This window comes from Mycobacteroides sp. PCS013, assembly GCF_049532645.1.
Classification (GTDB): Bacteria; Actinomycetota; Actinomycetes; order Mycobacteriales; family Mycobacteriaceae; genus Mycobacterium; species Mycobacterium gwanakae.
Window position 1 is genome coordinate 2,253,011 of sequence record NZ_CP150131.1, and the last position, 21,749, is coordinate 2,274,759.

Genomic DNA, 21,749 nt, shown 5'->3' on the forward strand with positions numbered 1-21,749 from the left:
CTCTCGGGCGAAGACCGTCAGTTACGGTTGCACAGCATATCGGCGCGCCGTTGCGGCCTCCGGCTAGCATCGAGCGCATGCGTGCGTGGGCGATCATTCCGGCGGTGGCGGTGTTCGGTTTGGGAGTCGCGGCACCGGCCGATGCCGCCCCGGCCACGGTCAAGTACTCGTTGTCGGCGATCGGAATCGGCAATGCCGATTTCACCGTCTCCTATCAAGACGGCAACCAGCTCCGGGAAGAGTCGGGGCACACGTTCGCCGGGTACTACTGGGAACGCACGGTCAAGCTCAACGGGGCACCCCCGGTTCTTCGGGTGACCGCGGCCGGACCTCCGAGCGTCTTCCGCATGTCGTGTCACATCACCGTCAATGACGGCATCCCCATCACCAACGGACTGCTGTTCCGCGCCGGGGACTACACCCCGCAGGACTGCTAAGCCAGCTCTTCTTCGTCCAGACCCTGGTCGTGCGCGGTCTGCGCCTTCTGCGCGTGCGCGACGTCGGCGGCGGTGTAGCTGATGAACAGCGCCGCCACCCCGACCAGCACAGCGGTTCCGGCGATCCACAGCAGCCCGTAGGTGTAACCGTGATCGAGGGCGTGCAGCTGCGCCTGGTTCATGTTCTGCACCGGCCCCTTGGCGCCGCCCAGGTACAGCGTGCGTGAGGTGATGATGGCCTGAATGATCACCAGAACGATTGGGCCGCCCAGGTTTTGCAGCATGAGGGAGATCGCCGATAGCGGCCCGATGCGGTCGGCATCCACCCCGGTGATGGCCGAGAGGATGACCGGTACCACGATGGTGCCGATGCCGAGCCCGCCGACGAAGATGGCCGTGGAGAAGTTCGGGAAATAGGCGATGGTCCGGTCGATCGTCGAGCCGTAGAGCATCGCGGCGAACACCACGACACCACCGCACAGGATCAGCACCCGGGGCGCCATCCGCGTGACGAGTTGGGACGACAGAGCCAAGCCGATTCCCATGCCGACAACGAATGGAATGGCGGAGATTCCGGTTCGCAGCGGGCTGTACTTCATCAGATCCTGCATGTACAGGCCGATGGTGATGGTCAGGGTGAACAGCACGCCGCCGGCCAGGAAGATCGCCGCGAAGGTGGCAACCCTGTTGCGGTCCTTGAACAGGCTAAGCGGCAGCACCGGGTTTTCCGCGGTGCGCTCCACGAGCAGGAAGGTGACCAGGAGCACGGCGGCGACGGCCAGGGACACGATTGTGTAGGGCGAATCCCATCCGCGGTCGGGCCCCTGGGTGAAGCCGAACACCGCGGCGGTGCAGCCGAGGGTCGCCAACACCGAACCCGTGACGTCCAGCTTCATCGGTTCGCGTTCGGTCTCGGTCAGTGACCGCACGGCCAGGTAGATCATCAGCGCACCGGCGGGCACATTGATAAGGAAGGCCAGACGCCAGGACACTTCGGCCAGGGCACCGCCGACAATCAGTCCGGCGATGGAGCCCACCCCGGTCATGGCACCGAATACCGCGACGGCTGCGGTACGCAGTGGCCCCTTGGGGAAGGTGGTGGCCACCAACGCCAGCGCTGTCGGCGAGGCGACAGCCGCGCCGACTCCCTGGATGAGACGGAAAACAGCCAGACCGATGTCCTCTTGCGCGAGGCCCACCCCAATGGAGGCAAGGGTGAACAACGCGATGCCGCCGATGAAGACGCGCTTACGGCCGAAGGTGTCACCGAGGCGTCCACCGAGCAACATCAGTCCACCGAAGGACAGCATGTACGCGGTGATGACCCAGCTGCGGGTGGCATCGTTGAGGTGCAGCTCGGCCTGGATCTTGGGCAGCGTGACCACCGCTATGGTGCCGTCCATGGTGGCCAGAAACTGCATACCGGCGATCGCGATGACGGCATACAAGTAGTGCCGGGACGGCAGGAGTTCTCGCGCCTTTTGAGTGAGCTGCTCGACGCTGAGGGCAGGCATGCACGACACCTTACCGTCCTCTTAACGTGCCCTTAGGTCACGAAGAGGCGCCATACGCAGCAACGGGGCCGATCACGATGATCGCGGGCGGCCTGATGCCCTGCGAGCGAATCCGCTCGGGCGCAGTAGCAAGGTCCGCGCGCAGCACGCGTTGCTCGTCAGTGGTGCCGTGTTGCACCACCAGCACTGGGGTATCCGCAGGTCGGCCACCCTCGATGAGGACCTTCGCAAACTGCTCGATGCGCTCGACGGCCATCAGCAACACGATGGTCCCCTTCAGGGCAGCAAGCGCGTCCCAATTCACTAACGATTCCGGATGTCCGGGTGCGACGTGTCCGCTGACGACCACGAACTCATGGTTGACCGCACGATGCGTGACCGGCACCCCGGCCGCCGCAGGAACGGAGATCGCACTGGTCACACCGGGTACGACGGTCACCTGCACACCTGCTTCGGCGCAGGCCAGGACTTCCTCGTAGCCACGGGCGAACACGAAGGGGTCACCGCCCTTGAGACGGACGACGAACTTGCCCTCCTGCGCCCGTTCGATGAGCACCCGGTTGATCTCCTGCTGGGCCATCGCGCGGCCATACGGGATCTTGGCGGCATCGATGACCTCGACATGGGGCCCCAGATCGGCCAGAAGCTCGGCGGGCGCGAGCCGGTCGGCGACGACCACATCGGCCTGCGCGAGAAGCCTGCGTCCGCGGACGGTAATGAGATCAGGATCACCCGGTCCCCCGCCGACAAGCGCGACGCCTTCGGGCTTCACGTCCGCGGTCTCGGTGATGAGCCCACGCTGCAGCGCCTCGTGGATGGCTGATCGCAGCGCCGCCGACCGCTTGTGCTGTCCACCGGTCAGGACACCGACAGCGATGCCGTCGTGATTGAAGGACGCGGGGGTGACCGCGGTGCCCTCCCGGGCGGAATCGGCCCGGACGCAGAAGATGTGACGTCGTTCGGCTTCCGACACCACCGCGGCGTTGACGGCTGGGTCATCGGTGCAGGCGATGGCGTACCACGCATCCTCGAGGTCGCCGTCCTGGTACGGCCGCAGACTGAGGGTGATCGAGGCCATGCCTTCAACGGCCGGCGTGGCGCTGGGCGCGATCACGTGGACATCGGCACCGCTGGCGATCAGCAGCCCGAGACGCCGCTGCGCGACGGATCCGGCGCCGACGACCACGACCTTGCGTCCGGTGAGGCGGAGGCCGACGAGGTAGGCGTCATGAGTCACCGCGCGAGTTTACGTGGACGTGAATCACGCGGCTGGGTTAGCCGTGCTCTAATCGGTCCCAGTGCAACCGAATCGTATGCAACCAGCGGAGTTGGCCCAGGCCGCGATGACTGCTGCCCTCATGGGGGCGATCGCTGTGGTCTCTATCGTGCTGCCCGGCGCAGTGGTCTTCGCCTGGTTGGGAGCGGTCCCGATGGGAGTGCTGTGTTACCGGCATCGCATCCGGGTGGCGTTGGCCGCCTGTGTCGCCGCCGGCCTCATCAGCTTTCTGATCGCCGGATTCGGGGGGCTGGTCTCGGCGCTCACATGTGCGTACATGGGTGCGATCGCCGGTCAGGTGCGGCGCCGGAATCGCGGCGCGGCAACAATGTTGGCTGTCGCCGCGCTGTGGGGCGTGCTGGTCTCGTCCTTTTGCGTCGGGGTGTTCGCGGCCTTGCGGAATCTTCGCGAGGTTGTCCTGGGCGCGGTGTCCGCCAACGTCGGCGGGTTCGCGACGCTGTTGAGTGGCGTGCCGCTACTCGGTCGCGCCGCAGCGGGATTGGATCACGCCGTGCAGGGCTGGATCGTGCACTGGCCCTGGTTCTTCGGGGTCTCGGTGTGGCTCATCGTCATCTTCGGGACCTCCTTCGGTTGGCGGGTGCTGACGCCGGTGCTGCGCAGACTGGAGGAAGTCACCGACCTGTCCTCGGTGGGGACGCTGCCCGCGGGACACGACACCACCCCGCCCGGCCCACTGCCAACCGTTCTCACCGGCGCCGGTTACCGGTACGCCGGAGCCGACCGGGATGCCCTGACCGCAGTAACCATGCGCGTCGATGTCGGCGAGCACATCGCGGTGACCGGCGCCAACGGCTCCGGCAAGTCCACCCTCATGCGTCTTCTCGCGGGTGTTCCTCCGACTGCCGGCACCATCGAGCGCCCCGGCGGCGTCGGGCTGGGCCAGGTGGGTGGGACCGCGCTGGTCTTGCAGCATCCGGAAAGCCAGGTGCTGGGTTTGCGTGTGGCCGACGACATCGTGTGGGGGCTGCCGCACGACCGCGAGATCGATATCGATGGTCTGCTCGCCGAAGTGGGTCTGGGTGAGATGAGCGACCGGGACACCGCAGGTCTGTCCGGCGGAGAACTGCAGCGGCTCGCGGTCGCTTCGGCGCTCGCGCGCGAACCCGCGCTGCTCATCGCCGATGAGGTGACCACCATGGTCGACCACGACGGCCGGCAGACGCTCATCAACGTGCTCGACGGACTCACCACCCGTCACCGTCTAGGGCTGGTGCACATCACCCACTACCCGCAGGAGGCCGACGCCGCCGATCGTGTAGTGGCGTTGGGCGGTATTGAGGTACGAGAAGATCGGGAAGGCGCCGAACGCCCATCCCCTACCGAATCTCTTGGTGGGGAAACGATTCTCGACGTGCAAGGAGTCTCGTTCGACTATGCGGTCGGCACGCCGTGGTCACAGCCGGTGCTGCGTGATGTGTCACTGCAGGTTCGTTCCGGCGACGGAATACTGCTCTGCGGTGGCAACGGTTCCGGCAAGTCCACCCTGGCGTGGATCATGGCGGGCCTCCTGGAACCGTCAGCGGGCCAATGCCTTCTCGATGGCCGCCCCACCGCCGAACAGGTCGGCGCGGTTGCGTTGTGCTTCCAGGCCGCACGACTACAGCTGCTGCGGGGACACGCCGGTGCCGCGGTGGCCGCACTCGCCGGGTACTCGGTCGCCGATACCGAGAGTATTGATCGCGCGCTGGCCTCGGTCAGCCTGGACCCGAGTATCGGTGGGGTGCTTATTGATCGGCTCAGTGGCGGGCAGCTGCGGCGAGTCGCCCTGGCCGGACTGCTCGCCCGCTCGCCGCGCCTGCTGATCCTCGATGAGCCGCTGGCGGGTCTGGACGTTGATGCCCAAGCCGACCTCATCGATCTGCTGGTACGCATCCGTGGCGGTGGTCAAGCCGTCGTCGTGATCTCCCATGACACCGACAGCCTCGCTCCGCTGTGTCCCCGCACCATCCGTCTGGAACAGGGTGAGTTGGTGAACGCCGGATGAGCCAACGACGTCCATTGATGCTGATGCGGCCCGTTCCGGGGCCGTCACCCATCCATGCACTGTGGGCCGGCACCAAACTCCTGGCCGCGCTGGCAATATCGGTGTTGCTGACCGTCATGCCGTCGTGGGCCGCGATTGGGATCGTCGCCCTGCTGATCCTCGTGACCGCGGGTGTTGCTGGCATCTCCCCCAGATGCATCCCGTCCGTCCCGCGGTGGGTGGGGCTGCTTGTGGTGGCGGGCAGCTTGTTCACCATCGTGAACGGTGGCGCGCCCGAGTTGACATTCGGACCGGTCACCATCGGCGTCGGCGGCTTCCTTGATTTCCTGCGCGTCACGTCGCTGGGGCTGGTTCTGATCGGACTCGGCGCGGTGATCTCATGGACGACACAGGTCGCCGATATCGCTCCCGCAGTGGCACTTTTGTGTCGCCCCCTGCGCATCCTGCGGGTGCCCGTCGACGATTGGGCAATCACTATTTCCCTGGCGTTCCGGATGTTTCCCATGCTGTCCGAGGAGTTCCGGTTGTTGGCGGCCGCGCGAAGGCTTCAGCCACCGCAACCGGAAAAACCTTCGCGGCGTGCGGAAGTCGTCGATCTGTGCACAGCCGCGATGGTGGTCTCGTTGCGCCGCGCCACCGAGATGGGTGACGCGATCACCGCACGAGGCGGCGCGGGACGGATCTCGGCGCACCCCATCTATCCGGGATGGCGCGATGCGGTCGCCGCGGCGGCGCTCGTTAGTGTCGTTGTTCTGGCACTGACGCTAGGCTGACACCGGACCCGGAATCCCTTTTGCCCCAATGGTTTCTTGTGTCCCAAACCGGGAGATTTTGTCGGTGGGGATCACTATTATTCGAACATGCGTTCGATCAGGGTGTTGGAGACGGCGGTTGACGCCTTCTGTGCTGAGTCGATCGATGAGCTGACCGCCGTCGAGGCGTTGACGATCATGGCACGCCTGGAAGTGTTGCAGCGCCGGTTGTCGGCCCGGGGTGGGGGCTTGATTCCGAAGGTCACTGCGCAGGCCTCGCCCGTCGAGTTGGGCGGCACCTCGTATGCCGATGTGGTGTCGCGGCGTCTGCATATCAGTAAGGGAGCGGCCCGGCGCCGCATCGCCGATGCCGAGCAGCTAGCCCCGCGCCGGGCAATCACCGGTGAGGTGCTGGCACCTCAGTTGCCAAGTGTGGCTGGCGCCCTGAGGCGCGGCGATATCGGTGAGGAACACGTCCGGATCATCCGCAGCTTTTTTGACCGGTTGCCGGTGGTGGTGGACGGCCCGACCCGCGAAGCCGCCGAACAACAACTGGCCGACATGGCGGCACGGTTTCGGCCCGAACAACTGCGCGTGGGTGCTGAACGCATGATGGCCCTGTTGAATCCAGATGGAGAGTTCTCCGATGTGGATCGAGCACGCCGTCGTGGTATGACGATAGGGCAGCAAGGTTTTGACGGCATGTCACCCATCTCCGGGTTGTTGGATCCAGAAACCCGCGCCTACCTCGATGCGGTGCTCTCCAAACTCGCCGCCCCCGGCATGTGCAACCCGAGCGATCAAAGCCCTGTGGTCGATGGTGAACCCGGGCAAGACGCGGCCGACCGTGACACTCGCAGCGATGCGCAACGCAACCACGACGCCCTCCGCACCTGCCTGCGCGCCACCTTGGCCTCGGGGGAACTGGGGTCCCACCACGGCCTACCCGTCACCGTCGTGGTCACCACCACGCTGGCGGAATTGGAAGAGAGGACCGGGATCGCGATCACCGGCGCCGGCACCCGGTTGCCGATGCGCGATCTGATCCGCATGGCCAGGCATGCCCACCGCTACCTGAGCATTTTCGATGACGACGGCCGACCCCTGTATCTCGGCCGAACGAAGCGGATCGCTTCGTCAGATCAACGCCTCGTGCTGCATGCCCGCGACCGTGGCTGCACCCACCCCGACTGCACAGTGCCCGGATACCTCTGCGAAGTCCACCACATCACGGAATGGGCCGACGGCGGAGACACCGACATCGACAACTCAACAAGTCATAAAACTGACCTTTAAATATAGAGGTTGCCCCTCTGATTTATCGACGTGCCCTGGCCAGGAGCGATGCGAGGAGAGTTGGGCAGCGACCTATCGCGGGGTGTCGGGCTCGGGTGGTAGTTCGCCGGTTTTGAGGGCGTGGATGACTTCTGCGGGCAAGCCTTCGTGCCAATTCTTACGGGGTTCGGGTGGCGACGTTCTCTGCGGTGCGGCCACTTGTACGGTGTGGGGCAGTTGGCGGATGCGTTGAGCGTATTGGTCGCGGGTGGCTTTTACGGCGGCGTCCATGCGTTCTAGTCGCTGTTGGTACACCGTGGCTTGTTCAGTTCGGGCGATACGTTCGGCGTCTAGCTGTACCTGTACGTGCGGGCCGTCGAGTGCGTCGATTGACCAGTCCCGCGCGTCGCTGACGTGGGTGAAGTTGATGTCATCGACGGCGTATCCCTCGGATTCGATCCTGCCAATGAGGCGCACGGCGGGATGGCGCAGTTCATGGACGGTTTCGGCACATTCGGCGCTTAACCGGCCCATTTCGCGCACCACGGCCACGACGTATCGAGTCAGTTGCGCGATGTCGTCGCCATGGTTCGTCACGGTTGTCTTGGTGTTCGGAGTGTTGGCGGGGATGGTGTCTGTGAAGTTCCGTAAGCGGCGGTCTAATTCGTCAAGTACCTCGCCGGCGGCCGCATCTGTTGCCCGCTCCCTGATCTCGCTTTCAGTCTGCGCACGGAGGTCAGCAAGAGACTGTCGTATAGCGTGCAAACTCTGAAACATCGGCAAGGGCCTCTTGGACGTCAGCTCAGCGCCAGGTATGGTTGCTGACCAGTGTGATGTTACTTACTGGGAGGGTGATCTGAAGTGACGTTGAAGGTTGAGTTGGATCGTTTGCGGGGGCTGGGCGCGACGTTGAAGAGCCTCTCGGAAGAGGCTGCGGTGCTGCGGACCGGGCCGTCGGCGGGGCCCTATTTGTCGACGCCGGGCGGGATGGAACCTGCCGTGTTGGAGGCTGCCAGCGTTGCTCATGATCTGGTGGATTCGACGCTGGTCGCGGCGGTCAAGGAGCGGTTAAGTGAGACCGGCGAGATCATGGTCAACGTTGCTAATGAGTATCAGAATGCCGACGAGTCCAAGGTGCCCGAGTCCACAGTCGCGACGATCTATACGAACGCCACCGGCAACTGGGACGTACCTGAGGTTCCCCGCCCGTGAGCATGACCAAAAACCAGGTGTTTTCGTGGAACCCAGCCACGTTGACGCAGATCGGTGACGCCTGGATTGCGATGGGCAAATCGATCGAAGGCCTGTTTGAGCGGTACAAGTCGGCGGTGAGCACGATCAACGGCGCGCATTGGGAGGGCAAGGCCGCCGAAGCTGCCCAAACGCGCGCCGACGCCGATTACAAGTCGGCGGTCAAGGTGGTTGACCACTTAGAACGCGCGGCCAATATCGCCAAGAACGGCTTCCATGAGATCGATCCACATCTCCAGAGCGCGCGCAATGCCATCAACGCGGCCACCGGCGCAGGCTTCTCAGTGAGCGATGATTTGAAGGTTTCCAAATCCGGCGAGCTGACGGCGCAGCAGAAGACGGATATGGCCAATCATCAGCGGGCGATCACTGATGCGGCGAACGCTACTGAGCGGGCCGACACGAACGTCAAGAATGCGCTTAGTGCCGCCCGGAATGATCTGCGGGTTGCGTTTGTCGCACCTGCGGGTTTGGGTGCTGAGCAGGCTGGTAGAGACGTTCGGCAGCTGTTGGATGATCCCTCGAAGCTCTCTCCTGAGCAGCTGCAACGGCTGATCGAGGCGGGCTCATTGCCGCAGTCCGCGATCGACGCGTTGCTCGCCGGCGATACTGCCACCATCCCTGCCTCGCAGATGGAATACATGAATGCCCTGGCGCGCTCTTTGGACGGCAAATCTCCTAAGGAGATTGAAGACATCATGAATGCCATCGGCAAGACAAATCCCGCCGCGAAGGAGGGTTTGGCCAATGTCTTGCAGCTGGTGTCCAACGACAAAGTGACAGCGAGCGTCCGTGGAGATAAGGAGATCCCCACTGACGGTGGTTTTAATCTGCTGCCAAGCTCGATCCGTGACTCGCTGAGCCGTGGAGATCTCGCGAAGGTCGAGTACCTGAGAGACCCCAAGGGCAACATCGTCAAGGGTACCGACGGTAAACCCGTGATCGCCAGGGTCAGTTTGAACGGGGTTGGGGACAATCAATCGGTCGCACGGATTGCGGGAGCCGCCGATGACCGATTGCAGTCGGGTTCATCGCTGGACAAGAAACTGATCGATGTGGGACGTCAGTATCTGCATGCAGAGGTTCAGCGTGAGACAGCGCAAACCGCCGATATGAAAGGCGCGCTGTTCGTCGATGGGGAGAACAAGACCAATTCAGAGGGTGTGCGGGTTACCGAGGATATATTCGCCGCGGTCGGCCCGGACAAGATCGCGGTGCATGAGGCCGTGACCGGACAGAACGGTCAGGACTTCATCAAAGACATCGCAACGCACAACTGGACCGATGACGGTGCGGCGGCCAAGAGCCTGTTCCAATTCAACCCGGGCGATCAGACCATCTCTCCCGGCGAAGGACACACCGGTCAGGAGATCGCGCGCCGCGATGGCGACATTATGGAACAGGTCGCAAAAGCACTCAGCGGGGACGACGCACGCAAGCTCATGCTCAATATCCCCAATAGCGAGGGCGGGGCCACCGAAAGCGTCGGTGAACGCAACCCGGTGCTGATGCGGCAATGGGCCGACAGTCTGTCCCCGTATCTCAGTGAGATGGCTGGCGGGCCCAATCGCGATGACGGGTTTGATGTACCCGCCAAGTCCGGTGATCCCAACAACTGGGCCGACCCCGATAACCGGCATGGCGGCTTGACCAATATCTTCTCGATCATCGGCAGCGACACACAGGCCGGAGACACCTTCCGGGGCGACGCACTAGCGACGATCCTGGCCGAACAGGGCGCCTACGCCCACGACCCCTCGGCGCAAGGCGCGGCCGGGCATCTCGCAATCGCCGGCATTCTTCAAGGAACCATGGACCAGGGTCTGCTCACCACACTGCAAGACGGTAATGACGACAAACCCATCAAGGAAAAAGACATCTACGATGCCAAGGTCCGCAGCTGGGAAGCGGCAAGCAAGCTGATCGATCTCGGCAAAGAAGGGGTCGGGAAAATCCCCGGCGGAGAATACATCAACCTGATCTACGATCAGGCAGGAGAAGACGCCCTCAAAAACGCCTTCGTCGGGCAAGAACCCAAAGGCGGCGCCGAAACCGCCCAGGTATCAGCACCCAACTACGACATACGTAACCTTCAGGTGCTCCAAGGTGTGGCGCCCGAGCTCCTCGCCCAGTACAACAAAGATCCGCGAAGCGACTACAGCTGGGCCTTCGACAACAACGGCCGCCTCGTCGACTACGACACCGCACTCGCCCAAGCAAACAAACGTGCGGGTCTTGGTGCCGTGCAGGTCGGGTCGGTGTATCAGGAAATGCTGAATTCCCTCGGTAACTCCGGGCAAGGCTACGCCTTCCGCAATGCCTACGAGCAAGTTATCAACCAGCCGACACCCAAGCCGCGATGAGCAGACAAACAACAACCCGGCTGTTCAGTGTGCTGATAGTGCTATTGGTCACCTTCGCCGCCGGATGCACCCCGGAGCGCGACGAGGGCACCGGTTCCACCACCAGTTCACCGGCAACACCGACCGTGCAACAGCTACATCCGCCGTTTAGTTTTGTGTGGTCCGCCGATGCGGGTGTCGATATCTTTTCCCGCCCGGCCGAACTGATCCGCGCTACCCAGGAAGCCTTGGACCTGACCCATATCTACGGGCCCGAGAAGACCTTTCCCGGCTACCTGAAAGCCATCGGTGGACCCAAAGACCCCCGTGACCCCGATTATCAGTTCGAGACTACCTCACAAAGCACCGGAGGCGGATGGGCGACGACAAACAACTCGCCGATGACCAATTATCGGCATATCACCGACTTGACGGTTTCCGCAGATGGAAAAAACATCGGGGCATATGTTTGTGTCCTGCGAATCTTATCGCCCGATAACGACGCTTTCGGCACAGGGCCCCAATCCGGGTCTGTGGGGACCGCCACACGTTTCGAGCTATCGAGCATAGCGCCGGATCAGGTGCAAAGTGCGGTAGATAAATCACCGGATGTCCAAGACCCCCGCGCCGAGATGCCCCCCACCTGGGATGTATTCACCGGCTGGCACATCACCAAAATAGACCAGCTACTGTCGGACAAAGTCCCATCGAGCTGCGGCGACTGGTTCCACCAGCAACTCCCGTTCCTCGTACAAACCCCCGGCCACGGGACAGTACACCCACCGAACGGCGGCAGTTTCCAAATGCCACGCGAACCCGTCAAACCACAATTCCCCGAATGGATCAAATCCAACCAGGCCTAAGCAATGAGCATCAAAACGGGACTGTTCAGTGTGCTGATCGTGCTGGTTGCCACGGTCACCGCCGGATGCACCCCGGAGCGCGACGAGGACACCAAGGCCAACAGTTCACCGGCAACCCCGACCGTGCAGCAGCTACATCCGCCGTTTAGTTTTGTGTGGTCTGCCGACGCGGGCATCGATATCTTTTCCCGCCCCGCCGAACTGATCCGCGCCACCCAGGAAGCCCTGGATCTGACCCAGATTTACGGGCCCGAAAAGACCTTTCCCGGCTACCTCAAAGCCATCGGCGGACCTAAAGACCCCCGTGATCCCAATTATCAGTTCGACACCACCTCACAGATCACCGAAGGCAGATGGGCGATGCTCAGCAATTCGCCTATGACTAATTATCTGCATATCACCGACTTGACGGTCTCCGCCGAGGGGAAAAATATCGGCGCATATGTTTGCCGCTTCATTTTCTTATCGCCCGATAACAACGCTTTCGGCACAGGGCCCCAATCCGGTTCCGTCGGGGGGGCCACACGTTTCGAATTATCGAGCATAGCGCCGGATCAAGTGCAAAGTGCGGTAGATAAATCACCGGACATCCAAGACCCCCGCGCCGAGATGCCCCCTACCTGGGATGTATTCACCGGCTGGCGCATCACCAAAATAGACCAGCTACTACCAAACAAAGTCCCATCAAGCTGCGGCGACTGGTTCCACCAACGCCTGCCGTTCCTCGTACAAACCCCCGGCCACGGGACAGTACACCCACCCAACGGCGGCAGTTTCCAAATGCCACGCGAACCCGTCAAACCACAATTCCCCGAATGAATCAAATCCAACCAGGCATAAGCAATGGATCCGTACGCCTTCAAGTGCTTTACGCGTTCCAGAACGCGCGTGAATAAAGTCGACAATCAGCCTTCTACCGCGCAACCATAGTTGTGTTCAGGATCTCTGTATAGCTCGCTTGAACACACGCAGAAGCGCAGCCGTCGTACCCCTGAGCACGAACCAGAGCTTCATCGTAGTCAACCAAACGGCCAGTCTGGAGATCGAAAGCCCATGGGAAGCGCGTGCGCATTGAGTCGGGAATTCTTTCGGGCGAACGAAGCTCAATTTCTCTAAGTTGCTTATGCATCTCAAGTGCGGGATTTGTGGCAGTGACAGCAACCGAGGTGTTGGTGACCTCCGCAGGTCGTTGCTCCGGGGATACAACGCATCCAGTCACTAACGAAGCTGCCAACAGCAATGATCCCAGCGCCAACACCGCGTGCCCGATACCCGCTTGATCAGTCACCGCTCAAGAATAATCGCAAGGCGCTAACTTACGGATCCAGTCGCACGCAACTACCAGCACCCCGATCGACGAAACAACGCAGCGTTAACTCCTCTACGCGCGCAGTATCCCGATCACTCCGAGCGTGAGGATGATGAGACCGAGGATTGCAACGATCAGCGCGACATCGATCCGCCGGCGGGACCGAACCCAGGTGTGCAAGGCCGACACCATCTCGTACGTCCGCGCCGGCATGGCCGCGTAACTCAACAATGGCAACGCCACCATCGAGAAGGCCACCGCGTTGAAGAAGAGCAGTGCCATGGACTGAATGGGTTGTGTGGCACCCGAGGCGTGGATGAGGGCGATAACCGCAAGGAAGTCCGCCGACGGCAAGGCAATCCCCAGTCCACTGACCCCCGCCACCCACAACGAGTTGTTCTGCATGAACCCGCGCACTCGCCTCGCGACCTTGTCGGCCAAGCCCCCACGCGGCGCACGCGGAGCGGCGGCAGGTCGACGGATCGAGGCCGTGATGGCCAGCACCGCCGCTACCAACAGAGCCAGAACGCCAAGCGCGACTTGGATGTAGGGCCCCGAAACATCGGCCTGTCCCATCGGGGACACCCGAAGGACAAACAACAGCGTCAGTCCGAGGCTCAACCCCATGACGAATGCACCGCACAGGAACACGAACAGCTGCAGCAGCGGTCGCGGCCTGTTCAACATCAGGACTGTCAGTCCCAGTCGGGTGGGCTCAACGCTCACACCAAGTGCCATCAATAAGACGATGGTCCACATGACTACCGCGCGTGCACAGCGTCATTCTGCTCGCAAACCCCTGCGAACGTGGACTTCACGAGGTCTACGTAGCGAGTGATCGACTCCCGCGCGATGGGGTTGTCCGGGTACGCGATCATCAGCGTCGTCTCCGTCGGGAATCGCGAGATGAAGATCGTCAGCTGGTACACCGACTTGCTTTCGGCATACAGACCGATGGGATTGCTCACCAACAGCGGGTTGGTGAACAACTGCGAAAGTGGCGGAGCACCACCGTCGAAGAAGTTGATCATGGGGTGGTACGGCCGCGGCCAGTTCAGCTCCGGCACCAATTCCAGGACCCGGTAGAAGGGAACATTCACCAGCTGCCTGCCACGGTCAAACGATTCCTGCGCCGCGACGGCTGCCGCACCAAAGGTCCCGTCAACGGGGGCCGTTATCGGCACCAGCCCGGTGAACCATCCCGTCGTGAACATGTCCGCCTCGTCGCGGGCGTCGCTCGGGGTGATGCCGTAATAGGTATCGGTACCGGTCAATTCACGTTCGGCGAATCCGAGAGCGGCCATCACGCCACCGATGAACCGCGCCCCCGCATCGATGCAGCGCGACTCGAACTTCAGTGCCTGCTGCTCATCGAGCAGCTGCTCGGTGACGATCGCGGTACCGCAGGGCACACCGTGATCACCCAGCGGCAGCGGGAAATCCGGGAGGCTGCCGCGGTTGTTCTCGGCGAACTGAGTCCACTCGCGCACCGGTTCGGAATCAGGGGTCAGCCCGGAAAGGAACTCATGCTGCCTGATGCAGTAGTCGCCGTAACTGCCCGCCGGCGGAAGCTCGATCGGGGCGCCGCCCTGAACCAGCGCCTTGTATCCCATGAGGATTTCCATGATCAGCAAGCGCGCAAAAGTCGCATCCAGGTGCAGATGATCGACACTGAAATAGAAGGTGAAATGCCCCGAGCTCTGGACGATTCCGAATCGGAAGCAGTCCCACCGGAACGGGTCCGGGGTCTCCGAGACCACCATCTCCCGCACCTCATCGGAGGTCATCTCGCCCAACTTGACCTGGACGAACTCCACGTCGGCGGGGTCGGCGATGGTGCGCCGAACGATGTTCTGATCATCGTCGAGCGAAAACCAGCTCCGATACGTGTCATGTCTCCTCAGGTGGGCGTTGATCACATGACCCATGGCCCGCTTGTCGCACCGCCCCGGCATATCCAAGGTGAAGACGAGCACGCGCGAGAAGTCCAGACCCTTGGCCGCCTGCCGCAGATATGTGCGCAGATGCTGCACCTGCATGAAGCTCGGGGGAACCTCACTCACCGGCGCTTCAAGGGCCTTCGCGTACGACGCCGGTGAAGGCTGCCAGGTGATCACCGATCCCGCAGACGGCTCCCACTTATCGGTCAACGACACCGTTACTGGTCCACCACGCATTTCAATCCCCTTAAGACGAAGCGACTTCGGATTCCTGATCGGCCAGCTTGTCGTACAGATGCGACGCCAACGACCGCACTGTCGATACATCAGCCGGACCGATACGGACGCCGGTGTCCGCTTGGATACGGGTACGAATTTCGAGGTTGCCCAACGAGTCCAGGCCGTAATCCGGGAGGGATCGGTCGGGATCGATCGATCGCCGGAGCACCAGACCCACCTGCTCGGCGACCAGTTTCCGGAGTCGGGTCGGCCACTCCTCACGCGGCAGCGCGTTGAGCTCATCGAGGAACTTGTTTGTCTCCGTTTGAGATTGACCCGCATCACGGAATGCCTGGGCAAACGGACTGCGCTCGACGAAGTCGGCCAGCCACGATATGCCTGCCATCGGCGCATAGGCGGTGTACGCCCGATTGTGCCGAAGCACGGTGTCGAAGGCGTAGGCACCCTCGTCCGGGAGGATTGCCGCGTCCGCGTTCGCCAGATGCGTGCCCTGCCCGATCTCCGACCAGGCACCCCAGGCGATGACGGTGGCCGGTAAACCCTGGGCACGCCGCCAGTGCGTGAATCCGTCCAACCAGCTGTTGGCCGCCGCGTAGGCGCCCTGCCCTGGAGAGCCCACCAGCGCCGCAATCGAGGAGAACGAGCAGAACCAGTCCAGCGGTTGCTCCGCGGTGGCCTCGTGCAGATTCCACGCGCCATGCACCTTGGGCCGCCAGTCTCCACGGTCGATCAGTTCGTCGGTGATGTTGGCGAGCGTGGCATCGTGCACCAGGGCCGCGGCATGCAGCACGCCGCGCACAGGCTTCCCGGTCTCCGTGGCTGCCGCCACCAGACGTTGTGACGTCTCCGGTTCGGCGATATCGCCGAGCACCACATCGATTTCGATGCCGGCGTGCCGGATCTGCTCAATGGCCTCTACGGCCTCGGGCTTCGGAGCGCTGCGACCGTTGAGGATGATCCGGCCGACCCCGGCAGCCGCCAGCTTCTTCGCCAGGAACAAGCCCAGCCCGCCGAGGCCACCGGTGATCACGTACGCACCCTCTCGGCGGAACGCTGGCGCATGCGACGCCGGGATCACCGCGTCGACCTCGCCCGCCTTCGGCAGGTCCAGAACGAGCTTTCCGGTATGCCCCGCAGCACCCATCACACGGATCGACTCCGCCGCCTCTTGCAATGGAGAGGACGAGATCTCCGGCAACGGCAGCACGCCCTCTGCCATCTGCCCGTACAGCGCTGTCAGGGTGCGGTAGATCGCTTGTGGCCGTGTCTTCGATACCAGGACAAGGTCGACGGCATGGAACGACAGGTTCCGCCGGAAGGGAAACAGCCCCAGCCGGGTGTCGCCGTAGATGTCTCGCTTGCCGATTTCGATGAAGCGGCCACCGAAGGTCAGCAGTTCCACTCCGGCCCGTTGCGCGGCACCGGTGAGCGAGTTGAGCACGATGTCCACGCCGTAGCCGTCGGTGTCACGACGGATCAGGTCTGCGAATTCTGTGCTGCGCGAGTCGTATACGTGCTTGATACCCCAGCTGCGCAACAATTCTCGCCGCTCTTCGCTGCCCGCGGTGGCGTAAATCTCGGCCCCCGCGGCACGGGCGATGGCAATCGCTGCCTGTCCCACACCACCGGTACCAGAGTGGATCAACACCTTGTCCTCCGCGGAGATCCTGGCGAGTTCATGGAGCCCGTACCAGGCGGTGACATGAGCGCCCGGGACGGCTGCTGCCTCCCTATCGGGCACCTCGGCCGGGAGCGTCGCGGCAAGGTTGGCATCGACCACGACGAAGCTTCTCCAGGCGCCGGTCGGCGTCATGCCGCCCACGCGGTCACCCACCTGATGCTGGGTGACGCCCTCACCGACGGCCGTCACCACGCCCGCGAAGTCGACGCCGAGCTCCTGCCGCCCTTCGAAACTCGAGTACCGGCCGTACACGTTCAGCACGTCGGCGAAGTTGATGCTGGTGGCCGTGACCGAGACTTCGATCTGTCCCGGCCCGGGGGCCACCCGATCAAACGCGACGAACCCGAGTGACTGCAGGTCACCCGGCGTGCGGACCTCGAACCGCACACCCTCATTGTCCGGTGTCGCAACGGTACTGCGCCAGTCGTCGGGGCCGAGCGGACCCAGGTTCAGGCGTGCCCGGTACCAGTGGTCGTCACGCCATGCGGTCTCGTCCTCTTCCGACCCGGAAGCCAACTCGCCCGCCACGTTCTGGGCGGCGGTGTGGCCGTCGACATCGATGTGCGTGACACGCAGGTGCGGATATTCGGCGCCGATAACGCGCACCAGCCCCCGCAATCCGGCCTGTTCCAGATTGGTGATGTCGCCGTCGACAACCGTCTGAGCGTTGCGAGTCACCACGTACAGCCGCGGCGGCTCGCCCGGCAGGTCCACCAGCTCCCGAGTGATCCGCACCAGATGCCGAACCTGATCGGCACCCTGCAGGGCCACCCTGTCCGCACCTGCGGCGGCCCCGGGGGCCGTGACGACGAGCACCCCGTCAAATCCGCCGGCCTCCAGCTGGTCGTACAGAAGCTTCAGTGCCGCAACACGATCGGTGTCTGGCCGCCACTGAATCAGCGCCACCTCACTGTTGCGCAGTTTCAGCGAATCGATCAGCTCCGATGCCCACGGGTCCACGGTCTCACCCGTGCTGACCAGCAGCCACCGGCGCGGCCCGCCCGATACCTCCTCGGGCAACCGCTGCTGCTGCCATTCGATGGCAAGCAGGCGGTTGTTGAGCAGCTGATCGCGCTGCTCGTCGTCCGAGGTGCCGGTACCGAATCGGAAGCCCCGCACCGCAACCAACACGGCGCCGTTCTCGTCCAGCAGATCGATATCGGCTTCCACCTCGTTGCCAATCACCTTGGTTACCCGGGTGTAGCAGTACTGCGTGGAACGTGCGGATTCGTAGGCGTGCAGGCTACGCACACCCTTGGGAAGCGGCAGCGCGTTCTTGCTGGCTGCCTGAACATCCGGCAGCGCGATGACGGACTGGAAGCAAGCGTCCAGGAGCGCGGGGTGGACGATGTAACTGCCCTGCTGCGCCCGAACATCCCGAGGCAGTGCCACTTCCGCAAGCACCGACCTGACAGACTCGTCGCCGTGGTACGCGGAGACCAAGCCCTGGAAAGCCGTGCCGTACTGAACTCCCCGCTCGTCGAAGGACTCTCGTAGCTCGTCGCCCGTAGCGCTGTGCGGGTGCTCCGCCCGTAGCGCGGCTAGGTCGTAGGCCACGGGAACATCGGCCTCGTCACCACTACCCAAGACCGCTGTGGCGCGCTTGACTGTCTCACCTTCGTCGTGGGTATCCACCACGAACTCGAGTACATCCGCAGACTTCGCCGTGGCCGTAGCCGATATCGGCGTTGCCTCACCCAAGGTCAGCAGCTGTTCGAACGAAATGTCCTGTACCACTGAGCCTTCACCGAATACGGCGGCAGAGGCCGACAGCGCCATCTCACAGTATGCGGCACCCGGGTACACCGCCACATGACGAACCTGATGGTCCGCGATCCAGGGCTGTGCCTCGGTGCCGACATCGGCCTGCCAGATGTGGCGCACAGGCTCCTCGGTCAGTCGCACATATGCGCCGAGCAGCGGGTGGACGGCAACGGTATGGCTGCTCTGGCCCTGCGCCTGCGCGGACAGATCCAACAGGTACGACTGGCGGGTCCAGCTCGGCAACGGCACATCCACAAGGGCGCCCGCTGGGTAGAGCACCGAGAAGTCCACCGCACCACCGGCCGTATAGACGTCTCCCACAAAATCGCGAAGCCCATGCGGCAGCTCCTGCTCGCGGCGCATACCGGCGAGGGCCACCATGGGAATGTCGAGGCTGCGTGCGGTCTGTTCGGCGGGGTACACCAGCAACGGGTGTGGTGCCAGCTCACCGAAAACGCGGTACCCGTCGTCCAGCGCCGCTTGCACTGCCGCCGCGAACCGTACCGTGTGACGCAGGTTGTCCACCCAGTAATCGGCATCCATCACAGGCTTTTCACGCGGATCGAACGAGACCGAAGAGTACAGCGGCACAACCGGTGTCCGCGGTGACAGATCTTCGAGGGCATCGGCAAGATCGTCCAAAATCGGGTCCACCTGCGGTGAATGCGACGCAACGTCGACGGCCACCTCACGGGCCATCAATCCGCGGTCCGACCACTCCGCGATGAGCTGCCGCACTGTCTCGGTGGCACCACCGACAACCGTCGACTGCGGCGACGCGACCACCGCCAGGACCACATCGTCGATCTCCCGATCGGCCAGTTCCGCGACCACCTGCTGAGCCGGCAGGTCGACGGAAGCCATGGCGCCAGCTCCCGAGATGCGCAGCATCAACTTCGAACGACGGCAGATCACCTTGACGCCGTCTTCCAACGACAGGGCCTCAGAGACAACCGCGGCTGCCGCTTCGCCCATCGAATGCCCGATGACCGCCCCGGGCTTTACCCCGTACGAAGCCATGGCGGCAGCCAATGACACCTGCATGGCGAACAACGTCGGCTGAACCCGGTCGATACCCGTGACCGTCTCCGGCGCCGAGATCGCCTCGCTAACCGAGAATCCGGACTCCGCCTGGATCAGTGGCTCGAGGCGGGCGATGGTCGCGGCGAATACCGGTTCCTTAGCAAGCAATTCGGCACCCATGGCCGCCCATTGCGAACCCTGACCGGAGAAGAGCCAGACCGGGCCGCGGTCATCCTCGGCAACCGCCGCCTGATATGGGGCCTCGTCACCGGCAACCTCGCGGAGCCCGGCCACTAGTTCGTTGACGTCGTTGGCCACCACGGTGGTGCGCACCGGCCGGTGCGCCCTGCGACGTGCCAGGGTGTATCCCACGTCCCCGACCGGGACATCGGCACCTTCAGAGAGCCAGTCGGCCAATCTGCCCGCAGTCCGGCGCAACTCGTCGGCAGACGTCGAAGACACCGGGAAAATCAGCTGCGATCCCAGGGGCGATTCCACGCTGGTTTCCGCAGACACGGCGGGCGGAGCCTGTTCCACCACAGCGTGGACGTTGGAACCTGACATTCCGTATGCCGATACCCCGGCGCGCCGCGGGCCCTCGATGTTCTCGGGCCATGGGATAACCGATTGCGGCACAAAAAGGTTCGTTGTGACGCCGGCAAGCTTGTCGGGAATCCCGGTGAAATGCAGGTTTGGCGGAATCACGCCATGCTCCACCGCGAGAATGATCTTCATCAGTCCCAGCGCACCGGCCGCCGACATGGTGTGCCCAAAGTTGGTCTTCACCGACCCCACGGCGCAGGGTCCCTCGACTCCATAGACCTGCGCCAGACCCGTGTACTCGATGGGATCACCCACCGGTGTGCCCGTACCGTGCGCCTCGATGAGTCCGACGGTGCTGGCGTCCACACCGGCAGCCGCCAGTGCGGTACGGCATGCGGCCGCCTGCGCGTCCGAGGACGGCGTTGACTGATTCACTGTGCGCCCATCCTGATTCGACGCCGTGCCCCGCACGATCGCCAGAATCCGGTCCCCGTCTCGCACCGCATCGTCCAGCCGCTTCAGCAGAATCATGACGCAGCCCTCAGACATCACGAAACCGTCTGCCTCGCCGGTGAATGTGTGGCAGCGCCCGGTCGGAGAGAGCATGCGCTGCTGCGAGGCACCGACATACCTGCGGGGTTCCAAGACCAGGTTGACACCGCCTGCGAGCACGAGATCACTTTCGCCTGCCGCCAGGCTCTGACATCCCATATGCACAGTCGCCAATCCCGCTGCACACCCGGCGTCGACCGTCAATGACGGCCCATGCACACCCAGGGCGTAAGAGATGCGCCCCGACGCCATGCAGAAGTTTGTACCCGCGAATCCGTAGGGACCTCCGAGATCCGCGGCGTCCGCGGCCACCAACTGATAGTCGTTGTGGGTCACTCCCACGAACACTCCGGTCTGCGAGCCAGCAAGGGTCCGCGGATTGAGGCCCGCATGTTCCACTGCCTGCCAAGATGTTTCGAGCAAAACACGATGCTGAGGATCGATCGAGACGGCCTCACGCTCGTTGATGCTGAAAAAGTCCGCATCGAAGCCGCCAACGTCATCCAGGAAGGCCCCCCACTTGGAAGGCGACTTGCCGGGCACGCCGGACTCGGGGTCGTAGTACTCACTCAAGTCCCAGCGCGCAGGGGGCACCTCAGTAACGAAGTCCTCACCGCGCAGCAGCGCCTCCCAGAACTGTTCGGGCGACTCGATCCCACCCGGAAGCCGGCACCCCAACCCGATAACTGCAACTGGGGTCACAGACGCGTTTTTCATCTTGCTACGTCCTCCTCGCGCACGACAATCTGCCTGTTGGTAGAACCGGAGACAACTAGCAGTAGAACCCGACAAGGCTAAAGATAGGGTGCGCGAAAGGAATTCGCGACTCGGGAGATCAGGATCACAGCGCCTCGGCTGAAACTGTGAGAAGGCATCGCACATTGACTACTTTTAGACCCCTACCCCGTTCCCCATTAACAACCCATTGATAGTCGGGAAACAAGAAATTCACAAATATTTTCCTGCTCATAATTGTTTGCCA

The 21,749-nt window shown here is 63.1% G+C and carries 14 protein-coding genes and 1 pseudogene; 8 read left to right on the forward strand and 7 right to left on the reverse strand.

Annotation, left to right across the window (positions count from 1 at the left end; genetic code table 11):
• Window positions 1-77: 77 nt before the first annotated feature.
• A complete protein-coding gene (locus RHO23_RS11115) occupies window positions 78-437 on the forward strand; it encodes a hypothetical protein (RefSeq protein ID WP_030093954.1) in 360 nt (119 codons plus the stop codon).
• Here RHO23_RS11115 and RHO23_RS11120 read toward each other — a convergent pair.
• The gene (locus RHO23_RS11120) at window positions 434-1,951 is read right to left on the reverse strand and encodes an MFS transporter (protein ID WP_064409148.1); all 1,518 of its coding nucleotides are present in this window, start codon (window positions 1,949-1,951) and stop codon (window positions 434-436) included. The genes RHO23_RS11115 and RHO23_RS11120 overlap by 4 nt on opposite strands.
• A 37-nt stretch (window positions 1,952-1,988) precedes the next feature.
• Complete coding sequence (gene cobA / locus RHO23_RS11125; RefSeq protein ID WP_070917385.1) at window positions 1,989-3,188, reverse strand: uroporphyrinogen-III C-methyltransferase; 1,200 nt, start codon at window positions 3,186-3,188, stop codon at window positions 1,989-1,991.
• A 76-nt stretch (window positions 3,189-3,264) separates the two neighbouring features.
• On the opposite strand from cobA, the gene RHO23_RS11130 reads away from it, so the two are divergent.
• The 3 genes and pseudogenes from RHO23_RS11130 to RHO23_RS11140 form a co-directional block, all read left to right on the forward strand.
• Window positions 3,265-5,232: a DUF2232 domain-containing protein gene (locus tag RHO23_RS11130; protein WP_070917384.1), complete on the forward strand. Its 1,968-nt coding sequence runs from the start codon at window positions 3,265-3,267 to the stop codon at window positions 5,230-5,232.
• Entirely contained in the window at window positions 5,229-6,005 is a 777-nt protein-coding gene (locus RHO23_RS11135) for an energy-coupling factor transporter transmembrane component T family protein (RefSeq protein WP_070917383.1), read from the forward strand. The genes RHO23_RS11130 and RHO23_RS11135 overlap by 4 nt, the downstream gene beginning before the upstream one ends.
• 87 nt (window positions 6,006-6,092) lie before the next feature.
• A pseudogene (locus RHO23_RS11140) lies at window positions 6,093-7,259 on the forward strand (HNH endonuclease signature motif containing protein); the annotation flags it as partial.
• A gap of 93 nt (window positions 7,260-7,352) precedes the next feature.
• On the opposite strand, the gene RHO23_RS11145 reads toward RHO23_RS11140, so the two are convergent.
• Window positions 7,353-7,856 carry a hypothetical protein gene (locus RHO23_RS11145; protein ID WP_123771739.1) on the reverse strand — a complete coding sequence of 168 codons (504 nt, stop codon included), beginning with the start codon at window positions 7,854-7,856 and terminating at the stop codon, window positions 7,353-7,355.
• Between the two features lie 264 nt (window positions 7,857-8,120).
• Here RHO23_RS11145 and RHO23_RS11150 point away from each other — a divergent pair, with 264 nt between their 5' ends.
• The 4 genes from RHO23_RS11150 to RHO23_RS11165 are packed head-to-tail and all read left to right on the forward strand — an operon-like array spanning window position 8,121 to window position 12,534.
• Window positions 8,121-8,471, forward strand: coding sequence for a hypothetical protein (locus RHO23_RS11150; protein ID WP_070942986.1), 351 nt, complete (start codon window positions 8,121-8,123; stop codon window positions 8,469-8,471).
• Window positions 8,472-8,473: 2 nt separating this feature from the next.
• Complete coding sequence (locus RHO23_RS11155; RefSeq protein WP_423489216.1) at window positions 8,474-10,873, forward strand: hypothetical protein; 2,400 nt, start codon at window positions 8,474-8,476, stop codon at window positions 10,871-10,873.
• Between the two features lie 44 nt (window positions 10,874-10,917).
• Window positions 10,918-11,715, forward strand: coding sequence for a hypothetical protein (locus RHO23_RS11160; protein ID WP_423489075.1), 798 nt, complete (start codon window positions 10,918-10,920; stop codon window positions 11,713-11,715).
• 3 nt (window positions 11,716-11,718) lie between these two features.
• On the forward strand, window positions 11,719-12,534 hold the full coding sequence (locus RHO23_RS11165; protein ID WP_423489076.1) for a hypothetical protein: 816 nt from the start codon (window positions 11,719-11,721) through the stop codon (window positions 12,532-12,534).
• A gap of 94 nt (window positions 12,535-12,628) precedes the next feature.
• On the opposite strand, the gene RHO23_RS11170 is transcribed toward RHO23_RS11165, so the two are convergent.
• From RHO23_RS11170 to pks2, 4 genes are all read right to left on the reverse strand, one after another.
• On the reverse strand, window positions 12,629-13,003 hold the full coding sequence (locus tag RHO23_RS11170) for a hypothetical protein (RefSeq protein ID WP_123771740.1): 375 nt from the start codon (window positions 13,001-13,003) through the stop codon (window positions 12,629-12,631).
• Window positions 13,004-13,096: 93 nt separating this feature from the next.
• On the reverse strand, window positions 13,097-13,783 hold the full coding sequence (locus tag RHO23_RS11175; protein WP_423489077.1) for a GAP family protein: 687 nt from the start codon (window positions 13,781-13,783) through the stop codon (window positions 13,097-13,099).
• Window positions 13,784-13,785: 2 nt separating this feature from the next.
• Window positions 13,786-15,201 (reverse strand): condensation domain-containing protein, encoded by a 1,416-nt coding sequence (locus tag RHO23_RS11180; protein ID WP_030093961.1) that lies wholly within the window; start codon window positions 15,199-15,201, stop codon window positions 13,786-13,788.
• A 10-nt stretch (window positions 15,202-15,211) separates the two neighbouring features.
• A complete protein-coding gene (gene pks2 / locus RHO23_RS11185) occupies window positions 15,212-21,484 on the reverse strand; it encodes a sulfolipid-1 biosynthesis phthioceranic/hydroxyphthioceranic acid synthase (protein WP_423489078.1) in 6,273 nt (2,090 codons plus the stop codon).
• Between the last annotated feature and the right edge of the window lie 265 nt (window positions 21,485-21,749).